Genomic DNA, 25,676 nt, shown 5'->3' with positions numbered 1-25,676 from the left:
GACGTCACGTCTCCTTCACCTTGACGTATTCTCCTACCCCCTGCTGACAAATTTGTGGTCCTTGTTCATCCCGGCGCTATCGTAGGAAAGGGCCAACTGCCGCAGTTCAAAATGGTCGAAGAAGGTGTCCCAACTGATCTCGCGCAGCTTCGCGTCGCTGCGGTTCTCGGGCCAGATGATGGCCAGCGGGCGACTGTCGTTGGCGGTGGTGGCTTCCTCGACGACGCCGGGCACGCCATTGTGCTTTGCGGCCCAGGCCTTGATGGTGTCGTGGTCGGTGGTGGTGGCGTTGGTCATGGTTGGGTGGTAATGATGTCAACCTTGCAACGTAGAAATGGCAGCTTTGGGTTCGGTGGTACGGTACGGTAGTACGGCAGTTCTTCAGTACGGCCCTACTGTTGTACTGCCGTACTGCTCTACCGTACTGCCCTGCTGCCCTACTACTGTACTGCCATACGATACCTCCTACCGATCATACCCAAACCGCTTCAGCCAGCTTTCATCATCGCGCCAGTCCTCACGGATCTTCACGTGCATCTCCAGGAAAACCTTCCGCCCCAGGAATTCCTCCATCCGTTTGCGGGCGTTGGTGCCGAGTTTCTTGATGCTGCTGCCGCCCTTGCCGATGAGGATGGGCTTCTGGGTTTTGCGGCTCACGTAAATCACGGCGCTGATGCGGGCCAGCTCCTCTCCGTCCTTGGTGTGGGTTTCCTCGAAGGTCTCGATCTCGATTTCGACGCTGTAGGGCACTTCCTGGTGGTACTGCTCCAGGATCTGTTCGCGGAGGATTTCGGAGACGAAGAAGCGCTCCGAGCGGTCCGTCAGCTGGTCGGCCGGGTAGTACACGGGGCCTTCCGGCAGGGCTTCCTTGATGGCGTCGAGCAGTTCATCTACGCCGAGGCCGGACTGGGCCGAGATGCCGAATATCCTTTGGGGCTTGATCCAGCGCTTGAACTCCCGCTCCAGCTCCCCTACGCGGCGTTCGTCCACCAGGTCCAGCTTGTTGAAGACCAGGAAGAGGGGGACGTCCATCCGCCGCAGCTTGCCCACCAGCAGGTCGTCCTCGGCGTAGGTCTCCTGGGGGTCCACCAGATAAATCATCACGTCGGCGTCCTCGAAGCTGGAGTTTACGTAGCTGTTCATCTTCTCCTGCATCTTGTAGCTGGCCTCCTCGATGTAGCCCGGGGTATCGCTGAAGACAATCTGGTAGTCGTCTTCCGTCAGGATGCCGATGATGCGGTGGCGCGTCGTTTGCGGCTTGGCGGTGATGATGCTCATGCGCTCCCCCACGAGGGCGTTCATGAGGGTTGATTTTCCGGCGTTGGGCCGGCCGATGATGTTGACGAATCCACTCTTGTGCATGCGGCAAAGGTAAGGGCTGCTGCACGGCTCCCGGGGGGAGTCTCCGACCCGCGGATTGAACTTTTATCGCCCCTTAAATGCTCAATGGTATTACAATTGTGTTTTCCGTTACGGATGCCACCGGTCCGTTGCGGTCTGTTTTGGCCTACCCGTGTTCACCCATTGTCTGTTTATGCAAGCAACCATTCTCACCGTCGGCGACGAAATCCTCATCGGCCAGGTCATCGATACCAACGCCACCTTCATGGCCGCCGCCCTCAGCGCGGAAGGTATCACCGTGGTAGAGCACCTGAGCGTGGGCGACAACCGGATGGCCATTATGGGCGGACTGGAGCGGGCCCTGCAGCAGTCCGACCTGGTCCTGATGACCGGCGGCCTCGGTCCTACCAAGGACGACATCACCAAGCAGGTGCTGGCCGACTACTTCGGCGCCGAGCTCCGCCTCCACAACCCCACCTGGAAGCGGCTGCAGAAGATATACGCCCGCCTCGGTCGGGAATGCACCGAGCACCACCGCCAACAGTGCCGCCTGCCCACCGGCGCCAAGGTGCTGCCCAACGAGCACGGAACCGCCCCCGGCCTCTGGCTGGAAAAGGAAGACCAGATCGTGGTCTCCATGCCCGGCGTCCCCCACGAGATGGTCTACCTGATGGAACACGAGGTCATCCGCCGGATCCAGAAGCGTAACCTCGACGCCGAGCTGCTGCGCTCCGTCACCCTGCTCACCGCCGGCGCCGGCGAGAGCACCATCGCCGAGCGGCTCGAGCGGATCGAGGATAACCTGCCCGAGAATATGTCGCTGGCCTACCTCCCCGACACCGGCACCGTGCGCCTGCGCCTGAGCGCCCGCGGCCAGGTCGAGGCCCTGCTGCAGGCCCAACTCGACGAATACCGCAACCACATCGAAGGCGCCCTCGGCAACCTCGTCTACGGCTACGGCAACGACAACCTCGCCTCCATGGTCGGTCGGCGCCTCGAGGAGCGTGAGCAAACCGTGGCCACCGCCGAAAGCTGTACGGGCGGGGCGCTGGGCCACATGATCACCATCCACCCCGGCTCCAGCAAGCACTTCCTGGGGGGCATCATCGCCTACTCGAACGACGTGAAAATGGGCGCCCTGGGCGTACCCGAAGAAACCCTGGACAAGTACGGTGCAGTGAGTGAGGAAACCGTCACCGCCATGGCCGAAGGGGCCCGCGAACGCTTGGGAGCCACCTACGCCCTGGCCACCTCCGGCATCGCCGGTCCGGGCGGCGGCACCCAGGAAAAGCCCGTTGGCACCATCTGGATCGCCCTGGCCACCCCCAACGGCACCCGCACCAAGCTGCTCCGCAATGGCAAGGACCGCGCCCGGAACATCACCTACACCTGCCACCACGCCCTCAACCTGCTGCGGCTGGAGCTGACCGACGTGCCGGATCCCGCCCCCCAGCCCAAAGCCAAGCCGAAACCCAAGCGCAAGCCCAGGGCGAAAGCAACCCCCAAAGTCGACCCCCAACCCGAAGCCGAAGCAACACCCAAGGCTCCCGCGAAGGCCAAACGGAGCCCCAAGGCCGCCACTAAGCCGAAGCCAAAAGCAAAGGCCAAGCCAAAAGCGGAGACGGAAACGAAGCCCCAGGAGGAGGTGAAGGCCAAGCCCAAGCGTCGACCGATCCGTAAAAAGTAGCGACGGCTTCCGCCGTCAGGCCATCTTCGGTTCCCGGCTCGGGGGCAGCTTGCCGGCTGAAGCGGGCGCAACGGATAATGTCGGCGCTACCCACTAAATTTGCTGTCCCCTAGTCGATCGCGGCCTGACCAGCCGGCAAAAACCAAAGTACAACCATGGCCCAAGTAGAGCTCATAATGCCCAAGATGGGCGAAAGCATCATCGAAGCAACCATCCTGAACTGGGTGAAGCAGGTGGGCGACACCGTCGAAGTAGACGAAACCGTGCTGGAGATTGCCACCGACAAGGTCGACAGTGAGGTGCCCGCCCCCGTCGCCGGCACCATCAAGGAGATCCGCTTCGAGCCCGACACCACGGTGGCCGTGGGAGAAGTAATTGCCCTGATCGAGACGGAGGCCGGCGCCGAAGTAGAGGCCTCCCCCAGCGTTGCCCCGCCCGAGGATGCGGCTCCGGAACCGGAACCCACCGCGGCGGCCCCGGCGGCCACCCCCAGCCCGGCACCCGCGGCCGCGCCCGCCCAGGAGCCGGCAGAAGCCACAGAAAAGCAGGAAAATGGTCGTTTTTATTCCCCGCTAGTTCGTACTATTGCGGAGAAGGAGGGCATCGGCCAGGCCGAGCTCGACCAGATCCCCGGCACGGGTAATGGCGGCCGGGTAAACAAACAAGACATTCAGGCCTACCTGAAGCGGCGCGATAACCGCTTCATAACCGGTCCTGGCAAGGCTGCACCAACGGCTGGAACCTCCGCGACAACCCTTCCCCCCCGCCCCCCTGTCGCACCAGCTGGCAGCCTTGCCTCCGGTTCTTCCGATGAGATCATCGAGATGGACCGCATGCGCAAGCTCATCGCCGACCACATGGTCGACAGCAAGCGCACCAGCCCCCACGTAACCAGCTTCATCGAGGTCGACGTCACCGACATCGTTAACTGGCGGGAACGCGTCAAGAAGAACTTCCAGCAGCAGCACGGCGAGAAGATCACCTACACCCCGATCTTCATCGAGGCCGTGGCCAAGGCCATCAAGGACTTCCCCCTGGTCAATGTCAGCGTCGACGGCACCAAAATCATCAAGAAGGCCAACATCAACATCGGCATGGCCGCCGCCCTGCCCAGCGGCAACCTGATCGTACCCGTGATCCGCAACGCCGATCAGCTGAACCTGATGGGCCTCACCAAGCGGGTGAACGACCTGGCCAGCCGCGCCCGCCAGAACAAGCTGAAGCCCGAGGAGATCAAGGACGGCACCTTCACGGTGACCAACGTGGGCACCTTCGGCAACGTCATGGGCACCCCCATCATCAACCAGCCCCAGGTGGCCATCCTGGCCGTGGGCGCCATCCGCAAGAAACCCGCCGTGGTGGAGACCGAATACGGTGACCTGATCGCCGTGCGCCAGATGATGTACATGAGCCTCAGCTACGACCACCGGGTGGTCGACGGCTTCCTCGGTGGCTCTTTCCTGCGACGCATCGGCGACTACCTGGAGGCCTTCGACCCCCAGCGCAGCGACGTATAGCGAACCTTTTCCCGCCCGCCACGCTTCGTGGTTGGAACGTAACAGCATGAGCACACTATCATTCCTGCTCGAGGGACTGCGCAACATCGGTACCACGGGCACCATCACCCGCAGCAGCCCGGCCCTCTGCAAAGCCGCCATCGACCGCATCGACTTCCGCACCGCCCGCACCATCGTTGAGCTCGGGGCCGGCGACGGCGTCATCACCCGCCACCTGCTGGAACGCCTCCACCCCGAAGGGAAGGTGATCGCCTTCGAGGTGAGCGAAGACCTCTGCGACGACATGCGCGCCATCGGCGACCCCCGCCTGGTGGTGGCCCAGGACAGTGCCGAAAATATCCGCCACTGGCTGGACCGCATCGGCGCTGACCGGGCCGACCACATTGTCTCGGCCATCCCCTTCGCCGCCCTGCCCGAAGACCTCGGCCGCCGCATCGTCACCGCCGCCCGCGACAACCTGCGGGAAGGAGGCTGCTACAACCAGGTGCACTACAGCCTGAAAACGAAATCCTACTACGAGCGCGCCTTCGGAAAGGTCGACGCGCGCCGCGTCTACCTGAACCTCCCGCCGGCCTGGGTACTCTACTGCACGAAATGAGGCAGCGGCGGTGGCTTTACCTCCTCCTGCTGCCCCTGTTTTTCGGCTGCGCCGACGAGGAGGACATCCGCGACTACTACTATCCCGTGCGGGAGCTCACCGACGGACTGGTGTACGCCTACCAGAATACCGGCGACGTGAACCAGGAACCCTTCGAATACTGGTATTACCTGGGTCTGGACCGCGACACGGCCCTTTACCTCAGCGCCACCCGCTACGCCAACGGGATTACCCCGGTGCAGGTCTCCACGGAGCGCGTCAGAAACGAGGGCATACACCTGGAGCAACTGACGCTCTACCCCCCCGGCCCGAGCGGCCAACGGCAACAAGTGGAAACCGAGGTGCTCTACGACCGGGTATTCCCCTTCTATCCGAACGACGGGCTGGCCAGCGGCTACCGGGTGCGCTTCCGGGTGCCGGAGAACAGCGACGGCCAGAACTTCGTCTCCCTCAACCGCTACTACCGCCGCGATACGACCCTGACGGTGCTCGGTGAGGAGCGGCGGGCCGTGGTCTTCGACCTGCGCGGGGAGGTAAGTCAGCGCGATCCGGAGCTGGGCGACATCAGTCCCACCTTCACCGGCTACGAGATTTACGCCGAGGGGCTGGGGCTGGTCGAGTACCGCCGCGACCTCGGGGCGGGCGGGGTCGCGGGTGCCCGGTTGGTTCGGAGAATGCCCATGTCAGAATTTGCGGGAGAACCGGAGTAAGCGCCACACCGGCGTTCAGCCACCAATGACGACCCTCGCCAGCTGCCGGCCCACCCGGAGAAAGTACAGCCCCGCGGGCAGTTCGGGCAGCGCGATGCGCCCCGGACCGAACAGTTCACCGCTCAGTACCCGCCGACCCGCGACCGAATACAGGCCGTAGGGCGCCGGGCCGGCTATACCTTCAACCATGAGATAGGCCCGGGATGGGTTGGGATACACCCTCAGGGCCTGGGCATCAGCCAGCAGCGGATCCGTGGTGGGTGTGGAGAGGTTGCAGACGTAGCCGTCCAGGAAGTCGATGCGTTCCTGGATGAAGGAATGGGTGAACGATACCTGGTCCTCACTGAAATCCAGAAGCTCCGGCCAACGCCGGGCTTCACGGCGATAGGCGCCGCTGCTTTGCAGGACGTCCATGGCGTTGGTCACCCGGGCCTCCAAGGAATCGGGCCGCAGTAGCCCCGTACGCAGCTCGGTGTACCGGTTGCAGAGCTGCTGGTTGAAGTCGGCCGCATCGAGTTCGCTCAGGCGAGTGAACAGTTGGTTCGTGCGCCAGGTGGTGGCCGATTCCTGGCGGGTACCGTCGTGGCGGTTGCCGAGGCCGGCGTCGAGGTCCCAGGGGGCGAAGAAGTATGGATAGTCGGTATCGTAGCGGGCCAGGTAGGTATTCTTGGACATATTGTCGGTCAGCGACAGCCCATTCACGAAGAGTAGGTAGTCGATGAGGTTTTCCAGGTCAAAGTGCTGGTCCGCGGCGGCCCGGAACTCGGCGTCGGGGGTATTGGCGACGAAGCGGATCAGTTGGCGCAGCCGGTCCCAGTCGACCTCGTCTTCGTCCGGGTGCTTCACTTCCCAGCCGGCCCAGTCGTCGTCTACCGGCGTTTCGTTCGGTACGCCCTGGAAACTGGTAGCGATGGTGTACTCCTCCGATTTGTAGAGTTCGCCGCGCACCCCTGCATCGTCGTCGTACTTTTTCAGCTTGAGCTGGCTGCGGTCCACCTGCTCGCTGAGCATATATAGCCCGTGGTAGCGGCCGTTGAGGAAGAGCTCGGCGAAGGCAACGTCGGCCCCCGCCCTGGCTTTCGGTTCCTCGGTGGCGTAGCTGGGGGAATGAAGGTCTAGCCACAGCTTGTGGCCGACGTAGGCGTTGACGCGGGAGGGCTCGTTGTAGAGGGCATCGAGTACCCAGTCGTCGTCCTCACGCAGGTCGAGGAACTGTACGTCGCGGCTCTCGTCGCGGTCCTGCCACTCACGGAACTCCAGGTCCAGCGACTTCTTGGGGTAGCGCAGGGTAAAACTGCCCCGGTACCTCACCCCGATTGGGGAAGTGAGGCTGTCCGCCCCGAAGGCATAGGAAATGCTGCCGGGCACCTTTCCCTCCCGGATAATCTCCTCCGCGCTGTGGATCTGGAAAAGGGGCAGGGGGGTGAAGGCCACTGTAAGGGTTTCCGCCGCCGAGGTGACTACCTGGTAGCTGCTGTCGAACCTCAACAAGGCGGGTGCCTCCGGGAAGGTGGCGGTGAATGTCGGGGTGGCGATCACTTCGGGCGGGGGGAAGGAGTCCGGTCCGGCCATCTGGATCAGCAACAGTTTGTCGACCGCGTCGTAGGCGGCGTGGGTGGCCGGCAGGTGGAGGGTATCCTGGGCGGGTAGCAGAAAGGTAGCCGAGAGCAGAAGGGTGGTAAAAATGCCTTTCATGGGAAAGTCAATTAATGGGCAGGGTGATCGGGTGTCGTCCCCTAAGTTGCCGGTTTATGCCGATTTCCGGAACTGGAGGTTACGGAATTTCCCGGCGGGCGCGGGAGCCCGACCGTTCCCCGGCACCCGCGCGCCGCCGCAATCACCTTGCGAATTTTCGCTATTTTCACCACCCCTAAACCAAGCCGATCATGAATTTCCAACTCACCGAAGAACACCTTGCCGTACGCGAGGCCGCCCGTGATTTTGCCCAGCAGATATGCAAGCCCGGGGTCATCGAGCGCGATACCCACATGACCTACCCCACCGAGCAGATCCGGCAGATGGCCGAGATGGGTTTCCTGGGCATGACGGTGAGCCCCGAGTACGGCGGCAGCGGGCTGGACTACATCAGTTACGTGCTGGCCCTGGAGGAGATCTCGAAGGTGGACAACAGCTGCTCGGTCATCATGTCGGTGAACAACAGCCTGGTGTGCTCCGGCCTGGAGGCCTACGGCACCGAGGAACAGAAACAACAATACCTGACGAAGCTGGCCACCGGCGAATGGATCGGCAGCTTCTGCCTGAGCGAACCCGAGGCCGGTTCCGACGCCACCCACCAGCGTACCACGGCCGTGGACCAGGGCGACCACTACCTGCTCAACGGCACAAAGAACTGGATCACCAGCGGTGGCACCAGCCGCATTCACCTGGTCATTGCCCAGTCCAACCCCGAGGCCGGCCACCACGGCATCAACGCCTTCATCGTGGATACCGAATGGGAAGGGGTGGAGATCGGCGCCAAGGAGGACAAGCTCGGCATCCGCTCCAGCGACACCCACACCATCATGTACAACAACGTGAAGGTGCCGAAGGAGAACCGCATCGGGGCGGACGGCTTTGGCTTCAAGTTCGCCATGAAGATCCTTTCCGGCGGGCGCATCGGCATCGCGGCCCAGGCCCTCGGCATCACCGGCGGGGCCTACGAACTGGCCGTGGCCTACTCCCAGGAGCGGGAGGCCTTCGGCAAGCCCATTGCCCACCACCAGGCCATCGCCTTCAAGCTGGCCGACATGGCCACCGACATCGAGGCGGCCCGCATGCTCGTCTACCGCGCCGCCTGGCTGAAGCAATCCGGCGGTAATTACGACCAGGCCGGTGCCATGGCGAAGTTGTTCGCCAGTGCCGCGGCCATGAAGCACACGGTGGAAGCCGTACAGGTGCACGGCGGCTACGGCTACGTGAAGGAATACCACGTGGAGCGGCTGATGCGCGACGCCAAGATCACCCAGATCTACGAGGGCACCAGCGAGGTGCAGAAGATCGTGATCAGCCGGGGCGTACTGAAGGGTGGCCTGTACGTAGAGTAAACGATCCTACGGCCGCTGCCCCAGCTCGAGGTTGCGGATCATCTCCAGGTAGCTGCGGCTGAACTCGGTGAGGTCGCTAAAATTCAGTTGGGAGACGGCAGGGCGGAGCTGGGGGTAGTCGGCGCGGTGGCGTTCGGCGATCTCGGTGACGGCGGTCCGAATGGCCCGGCGGGCGGGGCGGCCGTCGCGATCGACGAAGGACTGGGTATACCCCAGCCGCTGGAAGTAATCGTTCTCCGTCACCCGGTAGTACAGGTGCAGCAGTTCGCGGTCGGGCGGCGGCACGGCGTAATTGAACAGGGCGTAGCCGGCGATGTATCCGGGGATGGCGCGAGCCACGGGGGCGTAGCCGTTGTCCTGGTACCAGTCCATATTCGGCAGCTCATTGTTGATGAGGCTGGCCAGGCGATCGTGGCTTGCCGGCAGGGTGATGCCGAAGGTGTACTTGCCGGCGTAGAGTTCCTCGGCAAAGCTTTCCGGGGCCCGTTGCAGCAGTTCCTGGAGCTCCCCGAGCAGGCGGACGTTCTTGTAGGTCACGGGTTGGGGCTCCTCCTCCCGGGCAAAGTACATGCGGTGCATCCGCTCCAGGGCCTCCATGGTGTGGCCCTCGGGGCGCAGCAGGTAGTCGAGGCGGTACACGAGATCGAGCAGCAGGTAGGCTACGGCGCCGGGGTGCTCCTCCGGGTTGATGGCGTTGGAGGCGAGGTAGTCGATGAGGGCCTGGATCTGTTCCCTCAGGAACCCCAGTTTGATGCCCTTCAGCTCATGGGAGAGGGGCTCGAGGTGGGTCACCTCCACCGGGCTCAGGTATCCGCTGAACTCTTCGAGCAGGAGGTCATCCTGCTTGTCGGCCCGCTGGGCCATTTCCTTCAGGGCGTGGTAGAGCTTGTGGGGGCTGGCGTCGTGTACCGGCGTATCGAAGATGATGGTGAGGCAGTTGTCCTCGTCCAGTCCGAAGCGGCTGTACTTCAACTCGTAGTTCATGGCCGTGAGGCGGCGTAGCAGCTCGGCGTCGGTGCGGTTCAGCCGCGCGATGCGGGCCGAGGCCCGCAGTTGCTCGCGGTCGGCGAAGCCCGTGACCCGCTTGCTGCCCTGGTAGAATTCGAAGTAGAGGGTGCCGTCCTCCCGCTTCCATTTCACGTTGTGTTCCTGGCGGTCGTAGAGATAGGCCATAAAGGCGGTGCAGCTCTGCAGGAATTCCCCCTCCTCGAAGGCATCGATGGCGGCATCCCAGGCGGCGTAGTTCTCCCGCGACTTGTACGCATCGGTGTAGCGGCCGAAGTGGTGGTCCGGCTCGTCACCGTCGGCCCGCCCGACGCTGCGGCTGAAGAGGGTATCCCAGATGCTCATCGGGGGAAAGATACGGCGGGGTTGGGGAGGGGGGGGTGGGATTTCCGATTTGTGATTTACGGCTCTGCTCACTGCGTTCGTGCGCACCCGGGTGGAGGGTCTCCAGACCCAATTTCGACGCATCACGCCCATTGACCGCGAGGCCCATTCCTCGGTTCCCTCGGAATTGACCCCGCTATTTCGGGGCCGTCCCTTCCAGGGCCGGGTGGGGGGAATTACCATTTACCATTTCCGAAGTACCATTTCCGATTTATGGCTCTGCTCACTGCGTTCGTGCGCACCCGGGTGGAGGGTGTCCAGACCCGATTTCGACGCATCATGCCCTTCGACCGCGAGGCCCATTCCTGGGAATTGACCCCGCTAATTCGGTGCCGTCCCTTTCAGGGCCGGGTGGATTTACTATTTACAAGGTACCATGTACCATTGTGGGGCAGCTCGCTGCGCACTAGGCCAGGGCCCGGAATGAGGGGGCGGGGTGAGGGCCTCCAGGCCCGACGACGAGCGTAGCGAGCAGAGCCGTGCGGTAGCAAAATCGAGAATCAAGTATCGAGAATCGAGAATCGCATATCCCCTCAGGTTCCGACAACATCCAATGTCCACAAGCACAGCGAGCGGAGCCGTGCGGTAGCAAAATCGAGAATCAGAAATCGTAAATCCCCCTTATCCCCGCGAGGCCCATTCCTCGGTTCCCTCGGAATTGACCCCGCTAATTCGGGAGCCGTCCCTTCCAGGGCCGGTTGAGAATTACCATTTCCGATTGGCGGCTCACTGCGGTCGTGTCTACCCGGGTGGAGGGTGTTCAGGCCCGATTTCGACGCATCACGCCCGTTAACCGCGAGGCCCATTCCTCGGTTCCCTCGAAATTGACCTCGCTAATTCGGGAGCCGTCCCTTCCAGGGCCGGGCGGATTTACTATTTACGAGGTACCATGTACCATTACGGGGTAGATCGCTGCGCACTATGTCAGGGCCCGGGATGAGGGGGCGGGGTGAGGGCCTCCAGGCCTGATTTCGACGCATCACGCCCATTGACCGCGAGGCCCATTCCTCGGTTCCCTCGAAATTGACCCCGCTAATTCGGGGCCGTCCCTTCCAGGGCCGGTTGAGAATTACCATTCACGAGGTACGATTTGGCTGCCGCAGGTTGCTTCTCGCCGGCGCTCGTCTCGGGCGGACCTCTCCTACCCGGCCGGGAGGTCATTGACAACAGGCCTGAATTCCCGTATCTTATATACAAAACCGCCGAACGATGAACTTATTCGAAGCGATCGGCAAGCAAATGCAATACCCGCAGGGCCTATTCGGTAAGATACTGTTCGCCTGGATGACGAGAAACACCATCGCGCATGCCCGGTGGACACTGAGCTTGATGGACATCAAACCCGATGACCACATCATCGAAATAGGCTTCGGGAACGGAGCAAACATAGAATTACTTCTGCAAAGGGCACCCGGAGGCACCGTGACCGGAGTCGAGATTTCACAAACTGCGATCGAAATGGCCTCCAAAAAGAATGCCGCCGCCATTTCGCGGGGCAAAGTGCAATTGCACCTGGCGGCCGGCGATGCCCTCCCCTTCGCCGCGGACGTATTCGACAAGGCCTGTACCGTGGCTACGGCCTACGTTATCGCAGATCCGGGGGCTGTGTTCAGGGAGATGTACAGGGTACTCAAACCCGGCGGGCGGGCCGCCGTGACCTTCCCCGTGCGAGAAAACTTCATGAAATTCAAGCCGGTACGGGCCACAGGTTTTTATCTCCACCCATTGGCGGACCTGCAACAGGCCTTTCGTGACGCGGGTTTTGTGCACTCCAGGACTGAACGCAACGATGCGGTACGCTTTGGGGCCAACTGCATGCTGGGAGAAAAGGCGGTTGTTAAGTAACTGGCGTGGCGTATGGATGCTATCAACCAGATCCCCTTCAATTTTAATCCCCGCATCGGCCTGCTGGTCAGTCTGATGGTGGGATTCCTGGTTTTTGCCGTATCCCTGGACCTGACCTGGGAGAATCTGCGCAATGTGCTCCAGCGGCCCAAATCCCCCATCATCGGGCTTATCGCCCAATTTGTTATTCTACCCGCGGTCGCCTTTTTGGCCGGTATGTACCTGACCAATGTCCCGAGTATTGCGCTTGGGCTGTTGCTGGTGACCTGTTGTCCCGGAGGTGCCCTGTCAAATTACCTCACCGGTGTGGCCCGGGGGGACGTGGCTACCTCTATTAGTATGACGACAGCCTCTACCCTTTTCAGTATCCTACTCACCCCCTTGCTGTTTACTTTCTGGGCCTCCCGGAACCCTTCAACCCTGGAAATCCTTCAGCACATCAGTATGGACCCGCGCCGAACGGCCCTTACCCTGGTGATCATGCTGTTGCTCCCAGTTACGGCGGGCATGCTACTCCGTGACACCCGTCCCAACACGGCCGGCCGCATACGGGGAAAGGTGCGGCTTGGCGCGGGCGTCATTTTCGGCGTGATTGTTACCCTGTTGATTGGCAGCAACTTCAACTCCCTGGCGCTATTGGCCAAGCTGGCCCTGGTCCCGGTTCTGGTCACCTTCTTCGTTGCCATTGGGCTGGGCTGGGGACTTGGGCGTTTGGCGGGCCTACGGGCAGCGGAACGCCGCGCCGTCGTCATTGAGGTGGCCTTCCAGAACGTGGCGCTGGCCATCGGGCTCGGCATCGCCTTCTTCCCCGCCCTGGGCGGGGTTACGGCCGTATCCATCCTTTGGGGCATCGTCCACCTGACGCTGGGCTCCCTGCTTGCGTTTGGGTGGGGACTCATTGATCTGGATTGATGGCGCCTCGCTGGTGGGGAAGATTGATTTACCATTTACGGGGCCGCTCGCTCCGGGGCCGGGTGTAGGGCCTCCAGGCCCGATTCGGTTGCCTCACGCCCATTGACCGCGAGGCCCATTCCTGGGAATTGACCCCGCCAATTCGGGTGCCGTCCCTTCCAGGGCCGGGTGGATTTACCATTTACGAGGTACCATGTACCATTATGGGGTAGATCGCTGCGCACTATGTCAGGGCCTGGGATGAGGGGGCGGGGTGAGGGCCTCCAGGCCCGACGACGAGCGTAGCGAGCAGAGCCGTGCGGTAGCCAAATCGAGAATCGAGTATCGAGAATCGAGAATCGCATATCTCCTCAGGTTCCGACAACATCCCATGTCCACAAGCGCAGCGAGCGGAGCCGTGCGGTAGCCAAATCGTAAATCAGAAATCGTAAATCCCCCTTATCCCCGCGAGGCCCATTACTCGGTTCCCTCGGAATTGACCCCGCTAATTCGGGTGCCGTCCCTTCCAGGGCCGGTTGAGAATTACCATTTCCGATTGGCGGCTCACTGCGCTCGTGCCCACTAGGGTGGAGGGTCTCCAGACCCGATTTATTCTCACCCCTGGGGCGCGGAGGTCCACAGAGCGCCATGAAGGGAGCTCCCCCACCAACCTCCGTGTCCCTCAGTGCCTTCTGGTAAGTAATTCCAACGAGCGGTAGCGAGCAGAGCCGTGCGGTAGCAAAATCGAGAATCAAGTATCGAGAATCGAGAATCGAGTATCGAGAATCGAGAATCGCATATCTCCCAACGTCCAATTTGAACGCGACTTGATGGTATCGCCGCCCCGGGGGGAATCATACTTAATGCCCGCGAGGCCCATTACCCGGAATTGACCCCGCTAATTCGGGGCCGTCCCTTCCAGGGCCGGGCGGGTGGGATGTCTTAGCCGGCTACGTACAGGGTAATGGCCCGTATCTTTCCTGACCATGGATCCCTTGACCCTCAAGATCAGGCAAACGTACGATCAGCTCGCGGCCGATTTTGACGCCCACATTGACGACAAGCCGCACAATGCCTACTACGACCGGCCCAATACGCTGTCGCTACTGCCCGAGGTGGAGGGCAAGCACGTACTCGACGCGGGCTGCGGCCCGGGCAAGTACGCCGAAATCCTGCTGGAGCGGGGGGCGCGGGTGACGGGCTGCGACCTGAGTCCGCGGATGGTGGAACTTGCGCGCCGTCGCAATCCCAACGGCGGGACCTTCTTCGTTCACGACCTGGCTAATCCGCTGGAGATGCTGGGAGAAGCTAGCTGCGACGTGGTGCTCTGCGCCCTCGCCCTGCACTACCTGCGCGACTGGGGACCTACGATCCGGGAGTTCCACCGCGTACTCCGGCCGGGAGGGTGCCTTGTGCTTTCCCTGGAGCACCCCTTCTTCGACTACGGGTACTATAATTCTGGGGCGTACTTCGACACCGAGGAGGTCACGGCCACCTGGACCGGCTTCGGCACCCCGGTGGAGATGCCCGGCTATCGCCGCCCGCTGCAGGCCTGTATCACCCCGTTGACCGAGAACGGATTTTACCTGGACAGGCTCCTAGAGCCCCGCCCCGTTCCCGAATTCGAGCAGCACGATCCGAAGCACTTCCGGGAGCTGAACGCCTTCCCGGCCTTTATGATGTTGAGGGGTGTCCGGGGGTAAGCCGACGCCTTTTCCTGCTGGGCATAATTTGGAGAAAAGGGCGGTACCGTAGCCCTATCTTCGATCGGCGTTCCGTGCTACCCACTCCGGCTCCACCCGGTTGCGCGGCACCCGCGTACCCGCCCAACGGAATATTGGACAGGACGGGCGCATCACCAGATCACCGGGAGAGAGTATGCCGCTACCGTATTTATTCGACGTCGCCCTCCCGCTGACCAACCCGGTCGTGAAGTTCCTGCTGATCCTGGTGATCATCCTGATTGCGCCACTGCTGTTGAACAAGTTGAAGATCCCCCACCTGCTCGGCCTCATCATTGCCGGGGCGGTCGTGGGGCCCAACGGCTTTAACCTGATCGAGCGCGACAGCAGCATCATCCTTTCCGGTACGGCGGGACTGCTCTACATCATGTTCCTGGCCGGACTGGAGATCGACCTGGTGGACTTCAAGAAGAACAGTGGCAAGAGCCTCGTCTTCGGACTCTATACGTTCATCATCCCTATGACACTGGGCACCCTGACGGGCCTCTACGTGCTGAAGTTCTCCGGGCTCACGTCGGTGCTGCTGGCCAGCATGTTCGCCTCCCATACGCTGATTGCCTACCCCCTCGTGAGCAAGCTCGGGGTGGCGAAGAACAAGGCCGTGAACGTTACCGTGGGGGGCACCATGATCACTGATACCCTGGCGCTGTTGGTGCTGGCGGTAGTGGTGGGCATGACTTCCGGGGAGGTGAATGCTCAGTTCTGGGTCAGGCTTACGCTTTCCATCCTGGCTTTCGGGCTTACCGTGATGTTGCTGTTCCCCATTATTGGCCGGTGGTTCCTGCGGCGGTTTGACGACAACGTGTCCCAGTACATCTTCGTCCTGGTAATGGTCTTCCTCGGTGCCGCCCTGGCGGAGCTGGCGGGTATCGAGGCTATCATCGGGGCCTTTTTGTCTGGCCTGGCGCTGAACCGGCTCATCCCCCATACCTCTCCGCTGATGAACCGGATCGAGTTCGTGGGGAACGCCATTTTCATTCCCTTCTTCCTCATCGGGGTGGGCATGCTGATCGATTACCGTGCCTTCTTCTCCGACCTCGATACCCTATGGGTGGGTACGGTCATGATCGTGGTGGCCACTTCCGCCAAGTTCCTGGCCGCCTGGCTGACGCAGCAGACCTACGGCTTCTCCCTGGACGAGCGGCGGCTGATCTTCGGCCTCAGCAACGCCCAGGCCGCCGCCACCCTGGCCGCCGTGCTGGTGGGCTACAACATCATCCTGGGTGAAACGGCGGCCGGCGCCCCGATCCGCCTGCTCGACGAGACCGTCCTGAACGGTACGATCCTGATGATCCTCTTCACCTGCACCATGGCCTCTTTCGTGGCCCAGAAGGGCGCCAAGAACATTGCCCTGGCCGAGGCGGGAGACGCCGTCGGGGAGGAGGAGGAACACCAGGAGCGCATCCTCATCCCCATCAGCAACGTGGAAACGACGGATGAGTTGATCAACCTGGGCATCACGGTAAAATCCAGGAACAACAAGGACGGGCTGTACGCCCTGAGCATCGTCGACAATACCGCAGCCGGCAACAGCGGCAATACCAAGGCCAAGAAGATCCTGCACAAGGCGGCCGTGACGGCCTCCGCCACCGACACCCCCCTGCACGAGCTGCTGCGCTACGACCTGAACATCGCCAACGGCATCATCAGCGTGGTGAAGGAGCAGCGCATCAGCGACCTGATTCTGGGCCTCCACGTCAAGAAGGACATCAGTGACACCTTCCTAGGAAACCTTACTGAGGGCATTCTGACCAAGTGCAACACCACCACCCTCATCTACAAACCCTACCAGCCCTTCGCCACCGTCCAGCGGCACGTGGTCATCATTCCGGCCGACGCCGAGAAGGAGATCGGCTTTCCCTTCTGGCTGGTGAAGGTGTGGAATATCGCTCGCAATTCCGGGGCCAAACTGGTCTTCTACGGCCCCGCCGATACCCTCGAATACCTCCGGGGCGTGCAGGCCAAACATCCGGTGCACGCCGAATTTAATGCGTTTGACGACTGGGACGACTTCCTGGTCCTCACCCGGGAAATCCAGAAAAACGACAACCTCATCATCGTGATGAGCCGCAGGGAGCACCCCTCCTTTCAGTCCAGCATGGTCAAGGTCCCCTACTACCTCAACAAGTATTTTGCCGACAAGAGTTTCATCCTCGTCTACCCCATACAGATCGGGGTGACGGACGACGCCGGCATCGATTTCAGGAACCCCACGATGTTGGAACCCTTCGAAAAGCTTGACGAGATCGGAAAGACCATCGCCAGCCTTTTTCGGAGGAAGTGACCACCCCCACCTTCACTCCCGGAGCCAGGCGGGGGCTTCGCTGCGGGCCGGTCCGTCGGTCAGCCGGAGGCGTTGCTTGCTTGCCACGTGGATCAGCCACAGGTCGTACGCTCCCGCTGAGCCGGCGGTGTAGGCGATCCACTGCCCGTCGGGCGACCAGCTCAGAGAGTAGCATTCGGTGGTGTCCTGGGTAAGGTTACTGAGGTTGCTGCCGTCGGCGTCCATGAGGTAGAGGTCCCAACGGTCGTCGGCCAGTCCGTAAAAGGCGACGCGTGTCCCGTCGGGGGAATACACCGCTCCCGAATCGTACCCCTCTTTGTCGGTCAGTCACTGCACCTTGCTCCCGTCAGCCTCCATGCGGAAGATCTCCCCGTTGGCCGCGTGGGTGGTGTCGGTAGCCTCCCGCAGCTGGAGGGTGAACAGGATGTAGCGCCCGTCGGGGGACCACGACGGGCTTTCTTCGTAGTCCGCGTTGTCGGTCAGGGCGGCGACACCCGATCCGTCGTGGTTCATCCGGTAGAGGTCACGGCCCTTTCCGCCCCGTTCGCTTACGAAGGCGATGAGTTGACCGTCCGGAGAGAAACTCGGCAGTACGTCCGCAGCCGGGTGGTCGGTGAGTCGCTGTGGCGGGCCACCCGCGGCGGGCATCAGGTAGATTTCCCGGTTGCCGTCGCGGTCGGAATAGAAGGCCAACTCACGCCCGTCCGGGGAGCCGGATACGCTGAAGTCCAGCGCCGGGTGGTTCGTCAGGTTGGTCAGTCCGCTGCCGTCGGCATGCACGGTGTAGACCTCGTAGTCGCCCGATCGATTGCTGACGAAGGCGATGCGGCCGTTGGGCGTACCCGGCGCCGCCCCCGCTTTTCCGGCCGGGGGTAAGCCGCCACTGCGGCAGGCGGTCAGAAACAGAAGGGAGAAGACGATCGGGAGAAATCTCATCGCGGTAGTAAGTGTGTGTTGTCCAGCCCCTTTCCGTAAGGTAAGGTCCATGGTTGATGGAGTGGGGTTACCCTTGCCCCGCCCCGTCGGTTATTTTCGCCGTCATTCCGTATTTACGCTTCGGCATGACCATCTTCTACAATCTCGGCTTACTGATATTCACGGCGGGGCTCTCCCGCGCTACCGGACCCGGGCACCTTCTCCGCAGCTGGATCCTACCCCTCTCCCGTCGCGGCCGGGAATTCAGCTGGGGCTTCGCGGTACTGGCCCTGGCGTGCGTGGCCTACCATGGCATTTCTACCCTCATCCAGGATATCCAGTGGACGTGGGTGGAGCAAATCGTGCCCGGCCAGCTGGCCCAATCCCTCTGGTACGACCTCAACTCCGTGCTGTTCGAGGAACTGATCTTCCGGGGCATTCTCCTGTATATGCTCCTGCGGCGCCTGCCCGAGATTGGGGCCTGTTTGATTTCCGCAGCCGCCTTTGGCGTATACCACTGGTTCACCCAGGGTGCCTGGGGCAATCCGGTGGCCATGGCCGTGGTCTTCCTGGCTACCGGTCTTATGGGCTACGTCTTCGCTTTCGCCTACGCCCGCACCTCATCCATTGCCCTGCCCTTCGGCCTCCACCTGGGGTGGAACCTGGTGAACCATACCCTGTTTGCCGCCGGTCCCTTCGGAGCCCTGTTGCTGAGGCCCGTCTCTGAGGAGGCGGCCTCACTGGTCTCCCTGCTGCTGTACCTGGCCATCCCCCTACTTACCCTTTTTCTGGTGAACCGCCGCTATCCCCTATCTTCCAAGCCACACTAACGCATCCCCGACCAACGATCATGGCAGAAGACCTGAAATCAACCTCCGAAAAGTCTACCACAAAGCCCCGCGTAACCGGCATCGGCGGCATATTCTTCAAGTGTGAGGACACTGAGCGGACCAAGGAGTGGTACAGCCGCCACCTCGGACTGGCTACCACCCCCTACGGCTCCTCCTTCGAGTTCCGCAACGCCCACCGCCCCGAGGAGATCAACTACCTGCAGTGGAGCCCCTTCGCGGCCGACACCGACTACTTCGCGCCCTCCGAGAAGCCCTTTATGATCAATTACCGGGTGGAAGGGATCGAGGCCCTGGTGGAGCAGTTCCGGGCCAACGGTGTCACCGTGCTCGACGAGATCGCGACCTACGACTACGGCAAGTTCGTCCACATCCTGGACCCCGAAGGCAACAAGATCGAGCTCTGGGAGCCGGTCGACCATGTGTTTACGGCGATGGGAGGCCCCACCACCAAGTGACCTCCGTGCGCGCCGCTACTGCCCTCCTGTGCCTTCTGCTACTGGGCGCTTGCCAATCTCCGGCGACCGCCCCGGCATCCGCGGTGTCCCTTCCGGAACCCGCGCCCCCGAACCTTGTAGTCATCCTGGCCGACGACCTGGGCTACTCCGACCTCGGCTGCTACGGAGGGGAGATCGCCACGCCCACCCTGGACCGCCTGGCCGCCAGCGGGCTGAAGTTCCGTCATTTCTACAACGCCGCCCGCTGCTGCCCCACCCGCGCTTCCCTGCTCACGGGGCAATACCCCCACACCGCCGGTATGGGCAAGATGGTCAGTGACCGCGACAGCGAACCTTCCCCCGGCCCTTACCAGGGTTACCTCACCGACAGCATCCCTACCCTGGCCGAGGTGCTGAGGGTGCAGGGGTACCGCACGTATATGTCCGGCAAATGGCACGTCGGCGAACGGCCGGAACACTGGCCCCTGCGGCGGGGATTCGACCGCTACTTCGGACTCATCAGCGGTGCCAGTAGCTACTACACCATCCGTCGCGACCAGGATCGCCTCCGGCAGATGGTCCTCGACTCCCTGCCCTGGGTGCCCCCGGCCCGCGGCTGGTACGCAACGGATGCGTATACCGATTTCGCGCTTGAGGTGCTCGCCGACCACGACCCCGACCGACCCTTCTTCCTCTACCTCTCCTACACCGCCCCCCACTGGCCGCTGCACGCCCCGGAAGAAATCGTGGAGCAGTACGCCGGTCGCTACGCCGCGGGGTGGGACAGCCTCCGCCACGAACGCCACGCCCGGCAACAGCAGTTGGGCCTCACCGACGATCGCTACGTGCTGCCCCCCCTCGACGACGACGTTTCCGACTGGTCCGCCGCCGATCCCGCCCTGCAATGGGAACGCCGTATGGAGGTCTACGCCGCCATGGTACAGCGCATGGACGAGGGCATCGGCCGCCTGGTCCGCCAGCTCGAAGCCACCGGACAACTCGACAATACCCTCATCCTTTTCCTTTCCGACAATGGCGGCTCCGCCGAGGACATCTCCGGCCGCAACCTCCATCGAGATACCGCCGCCATCGGTCAACCGGGCAGCTACGTGGCCTACCGCAAACCATGGAGCCAACTCAGCAACGTCCCCTTCCGCAAGTTCAAGCAGTGGACCGATGAAGGCGGCATCGCCACCCCCCTGATCGCCCACTGGCCCGCCGGCCTGCCGCGCCACTCCGACTGGATCGACGCCTACGCCCACGTCATCGACCTGCTGCCCACCTGCGTAACGGCTGCGGGCGGGGACGCGGGTGCCATGAACCTCCCGGGCGGCGACATCTTCGCGGTGATCGACCAGCAATCCCACCAACAGGAACGCCCCCTCTTCTGGGAACACTACGGCCGCGCCGCCGTCCGCCTGGGCCGCTACAAACTCAGCCGCGAAGCCGCCGACGCCCCCTGGCGCCTCTTCGACCTCCATACCGACCCCACCGAACTCCGCGACATTGCCCCCGACCAACCGCAACGGGTGGAGGAGATGGCCACCCTCTACGCCGCCTGGGCGGTGGAGGTAGGGGTGTAGGGACGGCTGAGACGAGCGTGGCGCGCAGAAACCTCCTGCAGCGAATTCGTACTGTGTAATTGGTAGATCGTATATCCCTCACCCGGCCCTGGAAGGGACGGGTCCCGAATTAGCGAGGTCAATTCCCAGGTATGGGCCTCGCGGTCGAAGGGCGTGAGGCGTCGAAATCGGTCCTGGAGGCCCTCACCCCGCTATCCCTTACCTGGGCCCTGACCTACGAGTAGCGAGCTGCCCCGCAATGGTACATGGTACCTCGTAAACGGTAAATTCAACCGGCCCTGGAAGGGACGGCCCCGAATTAGCGGGGTCAATTCCCAGGAATGGGCCTCGCGGTCAAAGGGCGTGAGGCGTCGAAATCGGGCCTGGAGGTCCTCACCCCGCTATCCCTTACCTGGGCCCTGACCTACGAGTAGCGAGCTGCCCCGCAATGGTACATGGTACCTCGTAAATGGTAAATTCAACCGGCCCTGGAAGGGACGGGTCCGAATCAGCGAGGTCAATTCTGAGGGAACCGAGGAATGGGCCTCGCGGTCAAAGGGCGTGAGGCAACCGAATCAGGCCGGGAAACCCCTCACCCTTCCGCCGGCTAAGACATCAGATGATGCCCTCCCGCGTCGGTCAACATCTGATGACATGCCGGCTATGACGCGCGCAGAAACCTCCGGCAGCGAAATCGCACCTCGTAAATCAGAAATCGTAAATCCTACCTACTCCGCGTCTTCATCCACCTCTACCTCTTCGGCCATCTGCCGCTCCACGATCTCGCTGTAGTAGCCGCCATTGGCCAGCAGTTCTTCGTGGGTGCCCATTTCGGCTACGCGGCCCTGGTCCAGCACGATGATCTTGTCGAAGGTGAGGTGGCCGTAGATGCGGTGGGTGATGATAATGGAGGTCTTCTCCTGCAGGGCCTGGTTGAAGTAGCCCAGAATCTGCTGTTCGGTGTTGGTGTCCACGGCGCTGAGGCTGTCGTCCAGGATGACGATGTCGGGTCGTTTGATGAGGGCCCGGGCAATGCTTACGCGCTGCTTTTGTCCACCGGAAAGGGTTACACCGCGTTCGCCCACCAGGGTGTCGAAGCCGAGGGTGAGGCCTTCGATGTCCTTGTACACGGCGGCGTGTTTGGCGAACTGCTCGATTTCGGCGTCGTCGGGATCGTGGTCGGCCCCGAAGGCGATGTTGGCCTTGATGGTGTCGGAGAAGAGGAATACGTCCTGGGGTACGTAGCCGATCTTGCGGCGCAGGTTGGCCAGTCCGATCTCGCGGATGTCCTGCCCGTCGATGAGGATACGGCCGCTGGTCACGTCGTACATCCGCAGCAGCAGGTCGGCTACCGAGGTCTTGCCCGAGCCGGTGCGGCCGATGATGGCCAGCTTTTCGCCGGCCTTGAGGGTGAAATTGAGGTTATCCAGCGCCTTGATGCCGGTATCGGGGTAGACGAAGGTGACGTTCTCGAAGGTGATGTCGCCCTTCAATCCGCCCCGGTATTCGGGATGGGGGTCGGTGATCGTGGCCTTCGTATCCAGGAATTCGTTGATCCGTTTCTGGCTGGCGGCGGCCTGCTGCACGATGCTGGCGATCCAGCCGATGGCGGTCACCGGCCAGGTGAGCATATTGACGTAGATGACAAACTCGGCGATGTTGCCGGCGGAGATCTCTCCGGCGACTACCTGCAGTCCGCCCACGTAGACCGTCAGTACCGTTGCCGCGCCTACCATGAAGACCATCAGGGGGAAGAACCAGGCATCGACCTTTGCCAGGTCTACGCTCATGTCCTTGTACACATCACTTTGCTTGGCGAAAAACTGCACCTGCTGCCGCTCCCGCACGTAGCTTTTCACCACCCGGATGCCGGAGAACACCTCCTGGGCGATGCTGGTCAGCTTGGAGAGCTGCTGCTGGATCAGCGTAGAGCGGGTGTGGATGATGTTACTCACGTAGTAAATGCTCACCGCCAGCACCGGAAGCGGGATCAGGGTATAGAGCGTCAGGGTCGGGCTTACCGCCAGCATGCTCGCAATCACGAAGATGATGGTGGAGATGAGGTTGGCCAGGTACATCACCGCCGGACCGAGGTACATCCGCACCTTGTTCACGTCCTCGGTGATCCGGTTCATCAGGTCACCGGTGTTGTTCCGCTTGTAGAACTCCAGGCTCAGGTCCTCGTAGTGCTCAAAGATCACCTCCCGCAGGTCGTACTCGATGAGCCGCGACATAACGATGATCGTCTGCCGCGTCAGGTAGAGGAAGAAGCCCATGATCAGGGCCAGCAGCAGTACCAGACCGGCAAAGAGCATCAGGGTGTGGCTCAGGATGCCGAAGAACTCCCCCTGCACCTCAAAGCCGTCGTAGATCCGGTAGGTATTGACGTAATCAATGACCAGGTCCAACGCTTCCCGGATTACCTGCGGCTGCAGTACCTGGAAGTAGTTGGAAATACAGATGAAGACAATGCCCAACGCCAGGCGCCAGCGGTACTTCCAGAAGAAACGGTTTAGGAATTTGAGTTCGCGCAAGGGAGTCGGGGTTCTGCGATCGGGGATGGAACGTTTGCCGGGGCGGATAGTTGGAGGAGCAGGTCGCGGCGCCGGCCCGTCATCGGATGTTGACCGACGCAGGAGCACGGGATTTACAATTTACCAGGTACCATGTACCAATTCGCGGGATAGCTCCCTGCGTGCGCCCAGGCGGGCCGCATCCATTCTACAGTTCGGCGCATTCCCGGCGGAGCCACTCACTCTCCTCCCCTTCCAGCAGGGGGGAAACGCGTTCCCATACCATTCGGTGGTAGTCGTTCAGCCAGCGGAGCTGCTCCTTCGTCAGTAATTCGACGTCGATCAGGCGGCGGTCGATCGGGAAGAGGGTGACGGTCTCGAAGTACAGCCAACCTTCGCGCTCGGATTCGGTGACCACGACCAGGTCTTCCGTGCGGATGCCGTACTGCCCGTCGCGGTAGTAACCCGGCTCGTTGCTCAGGACCATGCCGGGCTCCAGTTCGTGCTGGGCGGAGGGGGAGCGGGGGTTCGGACTGATCCCCGCCGGGCCTTCGTGGACGTTCAGGAAGAAGCCTACCCCGTGACCGGTGCCGTGGCCGTAGTTCAGCTCGTGCTGCCACAGCGGGCGCCGCGCCAGAATGTCGAGCTGCACGCCTCCGGTTCCGACGGGAAAGCGGGCCATCGCCAGGTCGATGTGACCCTGGAGGACGAGGGTGAAGTGAAGGCGCTGCTCCGCGCTGGGCGTGCCCAGGGCAAAGGTGCGGGTGATATCGGTGGTGCCGTTGTGGTACTGTCCGCCGCTGTCGACCAGCAGGATGCCTTCCGGCTGCAGGGTGGCGGCGGATTCCTCGGTGGCGTGGTAGTGCACGATGGCACCGTTGCCCTGGTAGCCTACGATGGGGTGGAAACTTTCACTGACGTAGTTCTTGTACTGTCCGCGGAATTCCGCCAGCTTTTCGCCTACATCGTATTCCGTCACTCCCTTCGATACGGCCTCGTCCAGCCAGCGGCGCAACCGCAGCAGGGCCACGGCGTCGTGGGCCATTACCTCCCGCAGGTGCTGCAGGGCGGTAGGGTTCTTCTTTGCCTTCCAGCCGGGAATGGGGCTGGTGATGTTTCCGGCATCCTTGCCGCCCGCCGCCCGCGCCAGGAATACGGAAGTGGTGGTCGGGTCGAAGCCGATGTCGGCGTCCTCGGCGTTGAGGCGGCGCAGGTAGTGACTGGTTTCGCGGTAGGGCAGTCGCTGCAGTTCGGGCAGTTTATCGGCCCAGGCGGCCAGGGCTTCGGACTGTTCGGCGAAGACCGCGTGGTCGCCCCGGCGGCCGGCGATGAAGTAGCCCACCATCAGGGGGTTGAAGTCGATGTCGGTACCGCGCAGGTTCAGCAGCCAAGCCAGTTCGTCCAGGGCGGAAACGAGGAAGTAGTCCAGCTCCTGCTCCGCCATCCAGTCCACCAGCTGTTGCAGCCGGTCTTCCCACCGTTCTCCGCTGAAGTCGGCCAGATGCTCGCTCACGGGCCGGTTGGGCAGGGCCGGCCGGTCTTCCCAGATGAAGTCGATCAGGTCGTGGTCGGTGCGCAGGTGCAGTCCGGCCTTTTCCAGTTTCTTGTGCAGCCGTTTGGCGGCGTGGGCGCTGAAGACGCGGCCGTCCACTCCCACGGTTTGCCCGCTCAGCAGGTGGTCGGTGAGCCATTCGGCGTACTCCGGGGTATGCGGCGTTTTGAGTTTCATGAGTTGGATACCGGTTCCGTCCAGTTCCTGCTCCGCCTGCAGGAAATAGCGGCTGTCGGTCCAGAGCCGGGCTTCGTGGAGGGTCACCACCAGGGTGCCGGCCGAACCGGTGAAGCCGGTCAGCCATTCCCGGGAGGCCCACCGCGGGGCGGGGTACTCACTCTGGTGGGGGTCGGTGCTGGGCACCACGTAGGCGTCCAGCTGGTGCTCGAGCAATTGCTGGCGCAGGGCAGTCAGTTTTTCCGGGATCGTCATGGTGCCAAATATACTCCACGCGGGCGGCGGCGCGCGGGTGCCGTGGAAGGGGTTGACAGCCGGTCCATCATCACCAGCCGGCATGTCATCAGATGTTGACCGACGCAGGAGGGCACCATCGGATGTCTTAGCCGGCGGGTAATAATTTACCATTTACAAAGGACGACGTACCATGTACCATTTGCGGGGCAGCTCGCTTCGCTCGTCCAGGCCGGCATGTCACCAGATGTTGACCGACGTAGGAGGCCATCATCTGATGTCTCAGCCGGCGGGTAATAATTTACCATTTACAAAGGACGACGTACCATGTACCATTTGCGGGGCAGCTCGCTTCGCTCGTCCAGGCCGGCATGTCATCAGATGTTGACC

Annotated in this window: 20 protein-coding genes; 12 read left to right on the top strand and 8 right to left on the bottom strand. The window is 62.2% G+C overall.

Translation table 11 applies throughout. From position 1 onward, the window contains the following. Positions 1-33: 33 nt before the first annotated feature. Complete coding sequence (locus CGL56_RS17210; protein ID WP_099107826.1) at positions 34-297, bottom strand: hypothetical protein; 264 nt, start codon at positions 295-297, stop codon at positions 34-36. A 168-nt stretch (positions 298-465) separates the two neighbouring features. Beyond that, a complete protein-coding gene (gene era, locus CGL56_RS17205) occupies positions 466-1,362 on the bottom strand; it encodes a GTPase Era (RefSeq protein ID WP_099107825.1) in 897 nt (298 codons plus the stop codon). 172 nt (positions 1,363-1,534) lie between these two features. Between era and CGL56_RS17200 the strand changes: the two genes are divergently transcribed. The 4 genes from CGL56_RS17200 to CGL56_RS17185 all read left to right on the top strand — a co-directional run bounded on the left by CGL56_RS17200 (position 1,535) and on the right by CGL56_RS17185 (position 5,853). Beyond that, complete coding sequence (locus CGL56_RS17200) at positions 1,535-3,028, top strand: competence/damage-inducible protein A (RefSeq protein WP_209280356.1); 1,494 nt, start codon at positions 1,535-1,537, stop codon at positions 3,026-3,028. Between the two features lie 155 nt (positions 3,029-3,183). Then, complete coding sequence (locus CGL56_RS17195; RefSeq protein WP_099107824.1) at positions 3,184-4,545, top strand: dihydrolipoamide acetyltransferase family protein; 1,362 nt, start codon at positions 3,184-3,186, stop codon at positions 4,543-4,545. Positions 4,546-4,591: 46 nt separating this feature from the next. Then, positions 4,592-5,143 carry a class I SAM-dependent methyltransferase gene (locus tag CGL56_RS17190; protein WP_143470777.1) on the top strand — a complete coding sequence of 184 codons (552 nt, stop codon included), beginning with the start codon at positions 4,592-4,594 and terminating at the stop codon, positions 5,141-5,143. Next, positions 5,140-5,853 (top strand): hypothetical protein, encoded by a 714-nt coding sequence (locus tag CGL56_RS17185; protein ID WP_099107822.1) that lies wholly within the window; start codon positions 5,140-5,142, stop codon positions 5,851-5,853. The genes CGL56_RS17190 and CGL56_RS17185 overlap by 4 nt, the downstream gene beginning before the upstream one ends. A gap of 15 nt (positions 5,854-5,868) precedes the next feature. Here CGL56_RS17185 and CGL56_RS17180 read toward each other — a convergent pair whose 3' ends face one another. Next, positions 5,869-7,548, bottom strand: a complete 1,680-nt coding sequence (locus tag CGL56_RS17180; protein WP_099107821.1) for a CotH kinase family protein — start codon at positions 7,546-7,548, stop codon at positions 5,869-5,871. Positions 7,549-7,739: 191 nt separating this feature from the next. Here CGL56_RS17180 and CGL56_RS17175 point away from each other — a divergent pair, with 191 nt between their 5' ends. Beyond that, positions 7,740-8,897 (top strand): acyl-CoA dehydrogenase family protein, encoded by a 1,158-nt coding sequence (locus tag CGL56_RS17175; RefSeq protein WP_099107820.1) that lies wholly within the window; start codon positions 7,740-7,742, stop codon positions 8,895-8,897. Positions 8,898-8,903: 6 nt separating this feature from the next. On the opposite strand, the gene CGL56_RS17170 is transcribed toward CGL56_RS17175, so the two are convergent. Further along, positions 8,904-10,247: a T3SS (YopN, CesT) and YbjN peptide-binding chaperone 1 gene (locus CGL56_RS17170; protein WP_099107819.1), complete on the bottom strand. Its 1,344-nt coding sequence runs from the start codon at positions 10,245-10,247 to the stop codon at positions 8,904-8,906. A gap of 1,248 nt (positions 10,248-11,495) precedes the next feature. Between CGL56_RS17170 and CGL56_RS17165 the strand changes: the two genes are divergently transcribed. From CGL56_RS17165 to CGL56_RS17150, 4 genes are all read left to right on the top strand, one after another. Beyond that, positions 11,496-12,131, top strand: coding sequence for a class I SAM-dependent methyltransferase (locus tag CGL56_RS17165; RefSeq protein ID WP_099107818.1), 636 nt, complete (start codon positions 11,496-11,498; stop codon positions 12,129-12,131). Between the two features lie 12 nt (positions 12,132-12,143). Next, entirely contained in the window at positions 12,144-13,043 is a 900-nt protein-coding gene (locus tag CGL56_RS17160; RefSeq protein ID WP_099107817.1) for a bile acid:sodium symporter family protein, read from the top strand. A gap of 965 nt (positions 13,044-14,008) precedes the next feature. Next, positions 14,009-14,725, top strand: coding sequence for a class I SAM-dependent DNA methyltransferase (locus CGL56_RS17155; RefSeq protein WP_099107816.1), 717 nt, complete (start codon positions 14,009-14,011; stop codon positions 14,723-14,725). A gap of 175 nt (positions 14,726-14,900) precedes the next feature. Beyond that, positions 14,901-17,048, top strand: coding sequence for a cation:proton antiporter (locus tag CGL56_RS17150; RefSeq protein ID WP_099107815.1), 2,148 nt, complete (start codon positions 14,901-14,903; stop codon positions 17,046-17,048). A 12-nt stretch (positions 17,049-17,060) separates the two neighbouring features. Here CGL56_RS17150 and CGL56_RS18390 read toward each other — a convergent pair whose 3' ends face one another. After that, positions 17,061-17,342 carry a TolB family protein gene (locus CGL56_RS18390; protein ID WP_209280357.1) on the bottom strand — a complete coding sequence of 94 codons (282 nt, stop codon included), beginning with the start codon at positions 17,340-17,342 and terminating at the stop codon, positions 17,061-17,063. A gap of 33 nt (positions 17,343-17,375) precedes the next feature. Then, the gene (locus tag CGL56_RS17145) at positions 17,376-17,984 is read right to left on the bottom strand and encodes a TolB family protein (protein WP_209280358.1); all 609 of its coding nucleotides are present in this window, start codon (positions 17,982-17,984) and stop codon (positions 17,376-17,378) included. A 125-nt stretch (positions 17,985-18,109) separates the two neighbouring features. Here CGL56_RS17145 and CGL56_RS17140 point away from each other — a divergent pair, with 125 nt between their 5' ends. The 3 genes from CGL56_RS17140 (at position 18,110) to CGL56_RS17130 (ending at position 20,831) form a co-directional block, all read left to right on the top strand. After that, the gene (locus tag CGL56_RS17140) at positions 18,110-18,793 is read left to right on the top strand and encodes a CPBP family intramembrane glutamic endopeptidase (RefSeq protein ID WP_167641643.1); all 684 of its coding nucleotides are present in this window, start codon (positions 18,110-18,112) and stop codon (positions 18,791-18,793) included. A gap of 20 nt (positions 18,794-18,813) precedes the next feature. Next, on the top strand, positions 18,814-19,269 hold the full coding sequence (locus tag CGL56_RS17135) for a VOC family protein (RefSeq protein ID WP_099107813.1): 456 nt from the start codon (positions 18,814-18,816) through the stop codon (positions 19,267-19,269). A gap of 83 nt (positions 19,270-19,352) precedes the next feature. Next, positions 19,353-20,831 (top strand): arylsulfatase, encoded by a 1,479-nt coding sequence (locus tag CGL56_RS17130; RefSeq protein ID WP_209280359.1) that lies wholly within the window; start codon positions 19,353-19,355, stop codon positions 20,829-20,831. 707 nt (positions 20,832-21,538) lie between these two features. Here the strand turns inward: CGL56_RS17130 and CGL56_RS17125 are convergent. Together CGL56_RS17125 and CGL56_RS17120 are read right to left on the bottom strand one after the other, a co-directional pair. Beyond that, complete coding sequence (locus CGL56_RS17125) at positions 21,539-23,344, bottom strand: ABC transporter ATP-binding protein (protein WP_099107812.1); 1,806 nt, start codon at positions 23,342-23,344, stop codon at positions 21,539-21,541. 187 nt (positions 23,345-23,531) lie between these two features. Next, positions 23,532-25,307, bottom strand: a complete 1,776-nt coding sequence (locus tag CGL56_RS17120) for an aminopeptidase P family protein (protein WP_167641644.1) — start codon at positions 25,305-25,307, stop codon at positions 23,532-23,534. Between the last annotated feature and the right edge of the window lie 369 nt (positions 25,308-25,676).

It is taken from the genome of Neolewinella marina, from assembly GCF_002631205.1.
Taxonomy (GTDB): Bacteria; Bacteroidota; Bacteroidia; order Chitinophagales; family Saprospiraceae; genus Neolewinella; species Neolewinella marina.
This window is presented reverse-complemented; position numbering and strand designations above follow the sequence as displayed.

What these genes read in the sequence shown, in the direction of transcription:
- CGL56_RS17165 (WP_099107818.1), top strand. Translation starts at nt 11,496, where the DNA reads ATGAACTTATTCGAAGCGATCGGCAAGCAAATGCAATACCCGCAGGGC.
- CGL56_RS17195 (WP_099107824.1), top strand. Translation starts at nt 3,184, where the DNA reads ATGGCCCAAGTAGAGCTCATAATGCCCAAGATGGGCGAAAGCATCATC.
- CGL56_RS17175 (WP_099107820.1), top strand. Translation starts at nt 7,740, where the DNA reads ATGAATTTCCAACTCACCGAAGAACACCTTGCCGTACGCGAGGCCGCC.
- CGL56_RS17210 (WP_099107826.1), bottom strand. Translation starts at nt 297, where the DNA reads ATGACCAACGCCACCACCACCGACCACGACACCATCAAGGCCTGGGCC.
- CGL56_RS17170 (WP_099107819.1), bottom strand. Translation starts at nt 10,247, where the DNA reads ATGAGCATCTGGGATACCCTCTTCAGCCGCAGCGTCGGGCGGGCCGAC.
- CGL56_RS17190 (WP_143470777.1), top strand. Translation starts at nt 4,592, where the DNA reads ATGAGCACACTATCATTCCTGCTCGAGGGACTGCGCAACATCGGTACC.
- CGL56_RS17120 (WP_167641644.1), bottom strand. Translation starts at nt 25,307, where the DNA reads ATGACGATCCCGGAAAAACTGACTGCCCTGCGCCAGCAATTGCTCGAG.
- CGL56_RS17180 (WP_099107821.1), bottom strand. Translation starts at nt 7,548, where the DNA reads ATGAAAGGCATTTTTACCACCCTTCTGCTCTCGGCTACCTTTCTGCTA.
- CGL56_RS17145 (WP_209280358.1), bottom strand. Translation starts at nt 17,984, where the DNA reads ATGAGATTTCTCCCGATCGTCTTCTCCCTTCTGTTTCTGACCGCCTGC.
- CGL56_RS17140 (WP_167641643.1), top strand. Translation starts at nt 18,110, where the DNA reads ATGACCATCTTCTACAATCTCGGCTTACTGATATTCACGGCGGGGCTC.
- CGL56_RS17135 (WP_099107813.1), top strand. Translation starts at nt 18,814, where the DNA reads ATGGCAGAAGACCTGAAATCAACCTCCGAAAAGTCTACCACAAAGCCC.
- CGL56_RS17155 (WP_099107816.1), top strand. Translation starts at nt 14,009, where the DNA reads ATGGATCCCTTGACCCTCAAGATCAGGCAAACGTACGATCAGCTCGCG.
- era (WP_099107825.1), bottom strand. Translation starts at nt 1,362, where the DNA reads ATGCACAAGAGTGGATTCGTCAACATCATCGGCCGGCCCAACGCCGGA.
- CGL56_RS17185 (WP_099107822.1), top strand. Translation starts at nt 5,140, where the DNA reads ATGAGGCAGCGGCGGTGGCTTTACCTCCTCCTGCTGCCCCTGTTTTTC.
- CGL56_RS17160 (WP_099107817.1), top strand. Translation starts at nt 12,144, where the DNA reads ATGGATGCTATCAACCAGATCCCCTTCAATTTTAATCCCCGCATCGGC.
- CGL56_RS17150 (WP_099107815.1), top strand. Translation starts at nt 14,901, where the DNA reads ATGCCGCTACCGTATTTATTCGACGTCGCCCTCCCGCTGACCAACCCG.
- CGL56_RS17200 (WP_209280356.1), top strand. Translation starts at nt 1,535, where the DNA reads ATGCAAGCAACCATTCTCACCGTCGGCGACGAAATCCTCATCGGCCAG.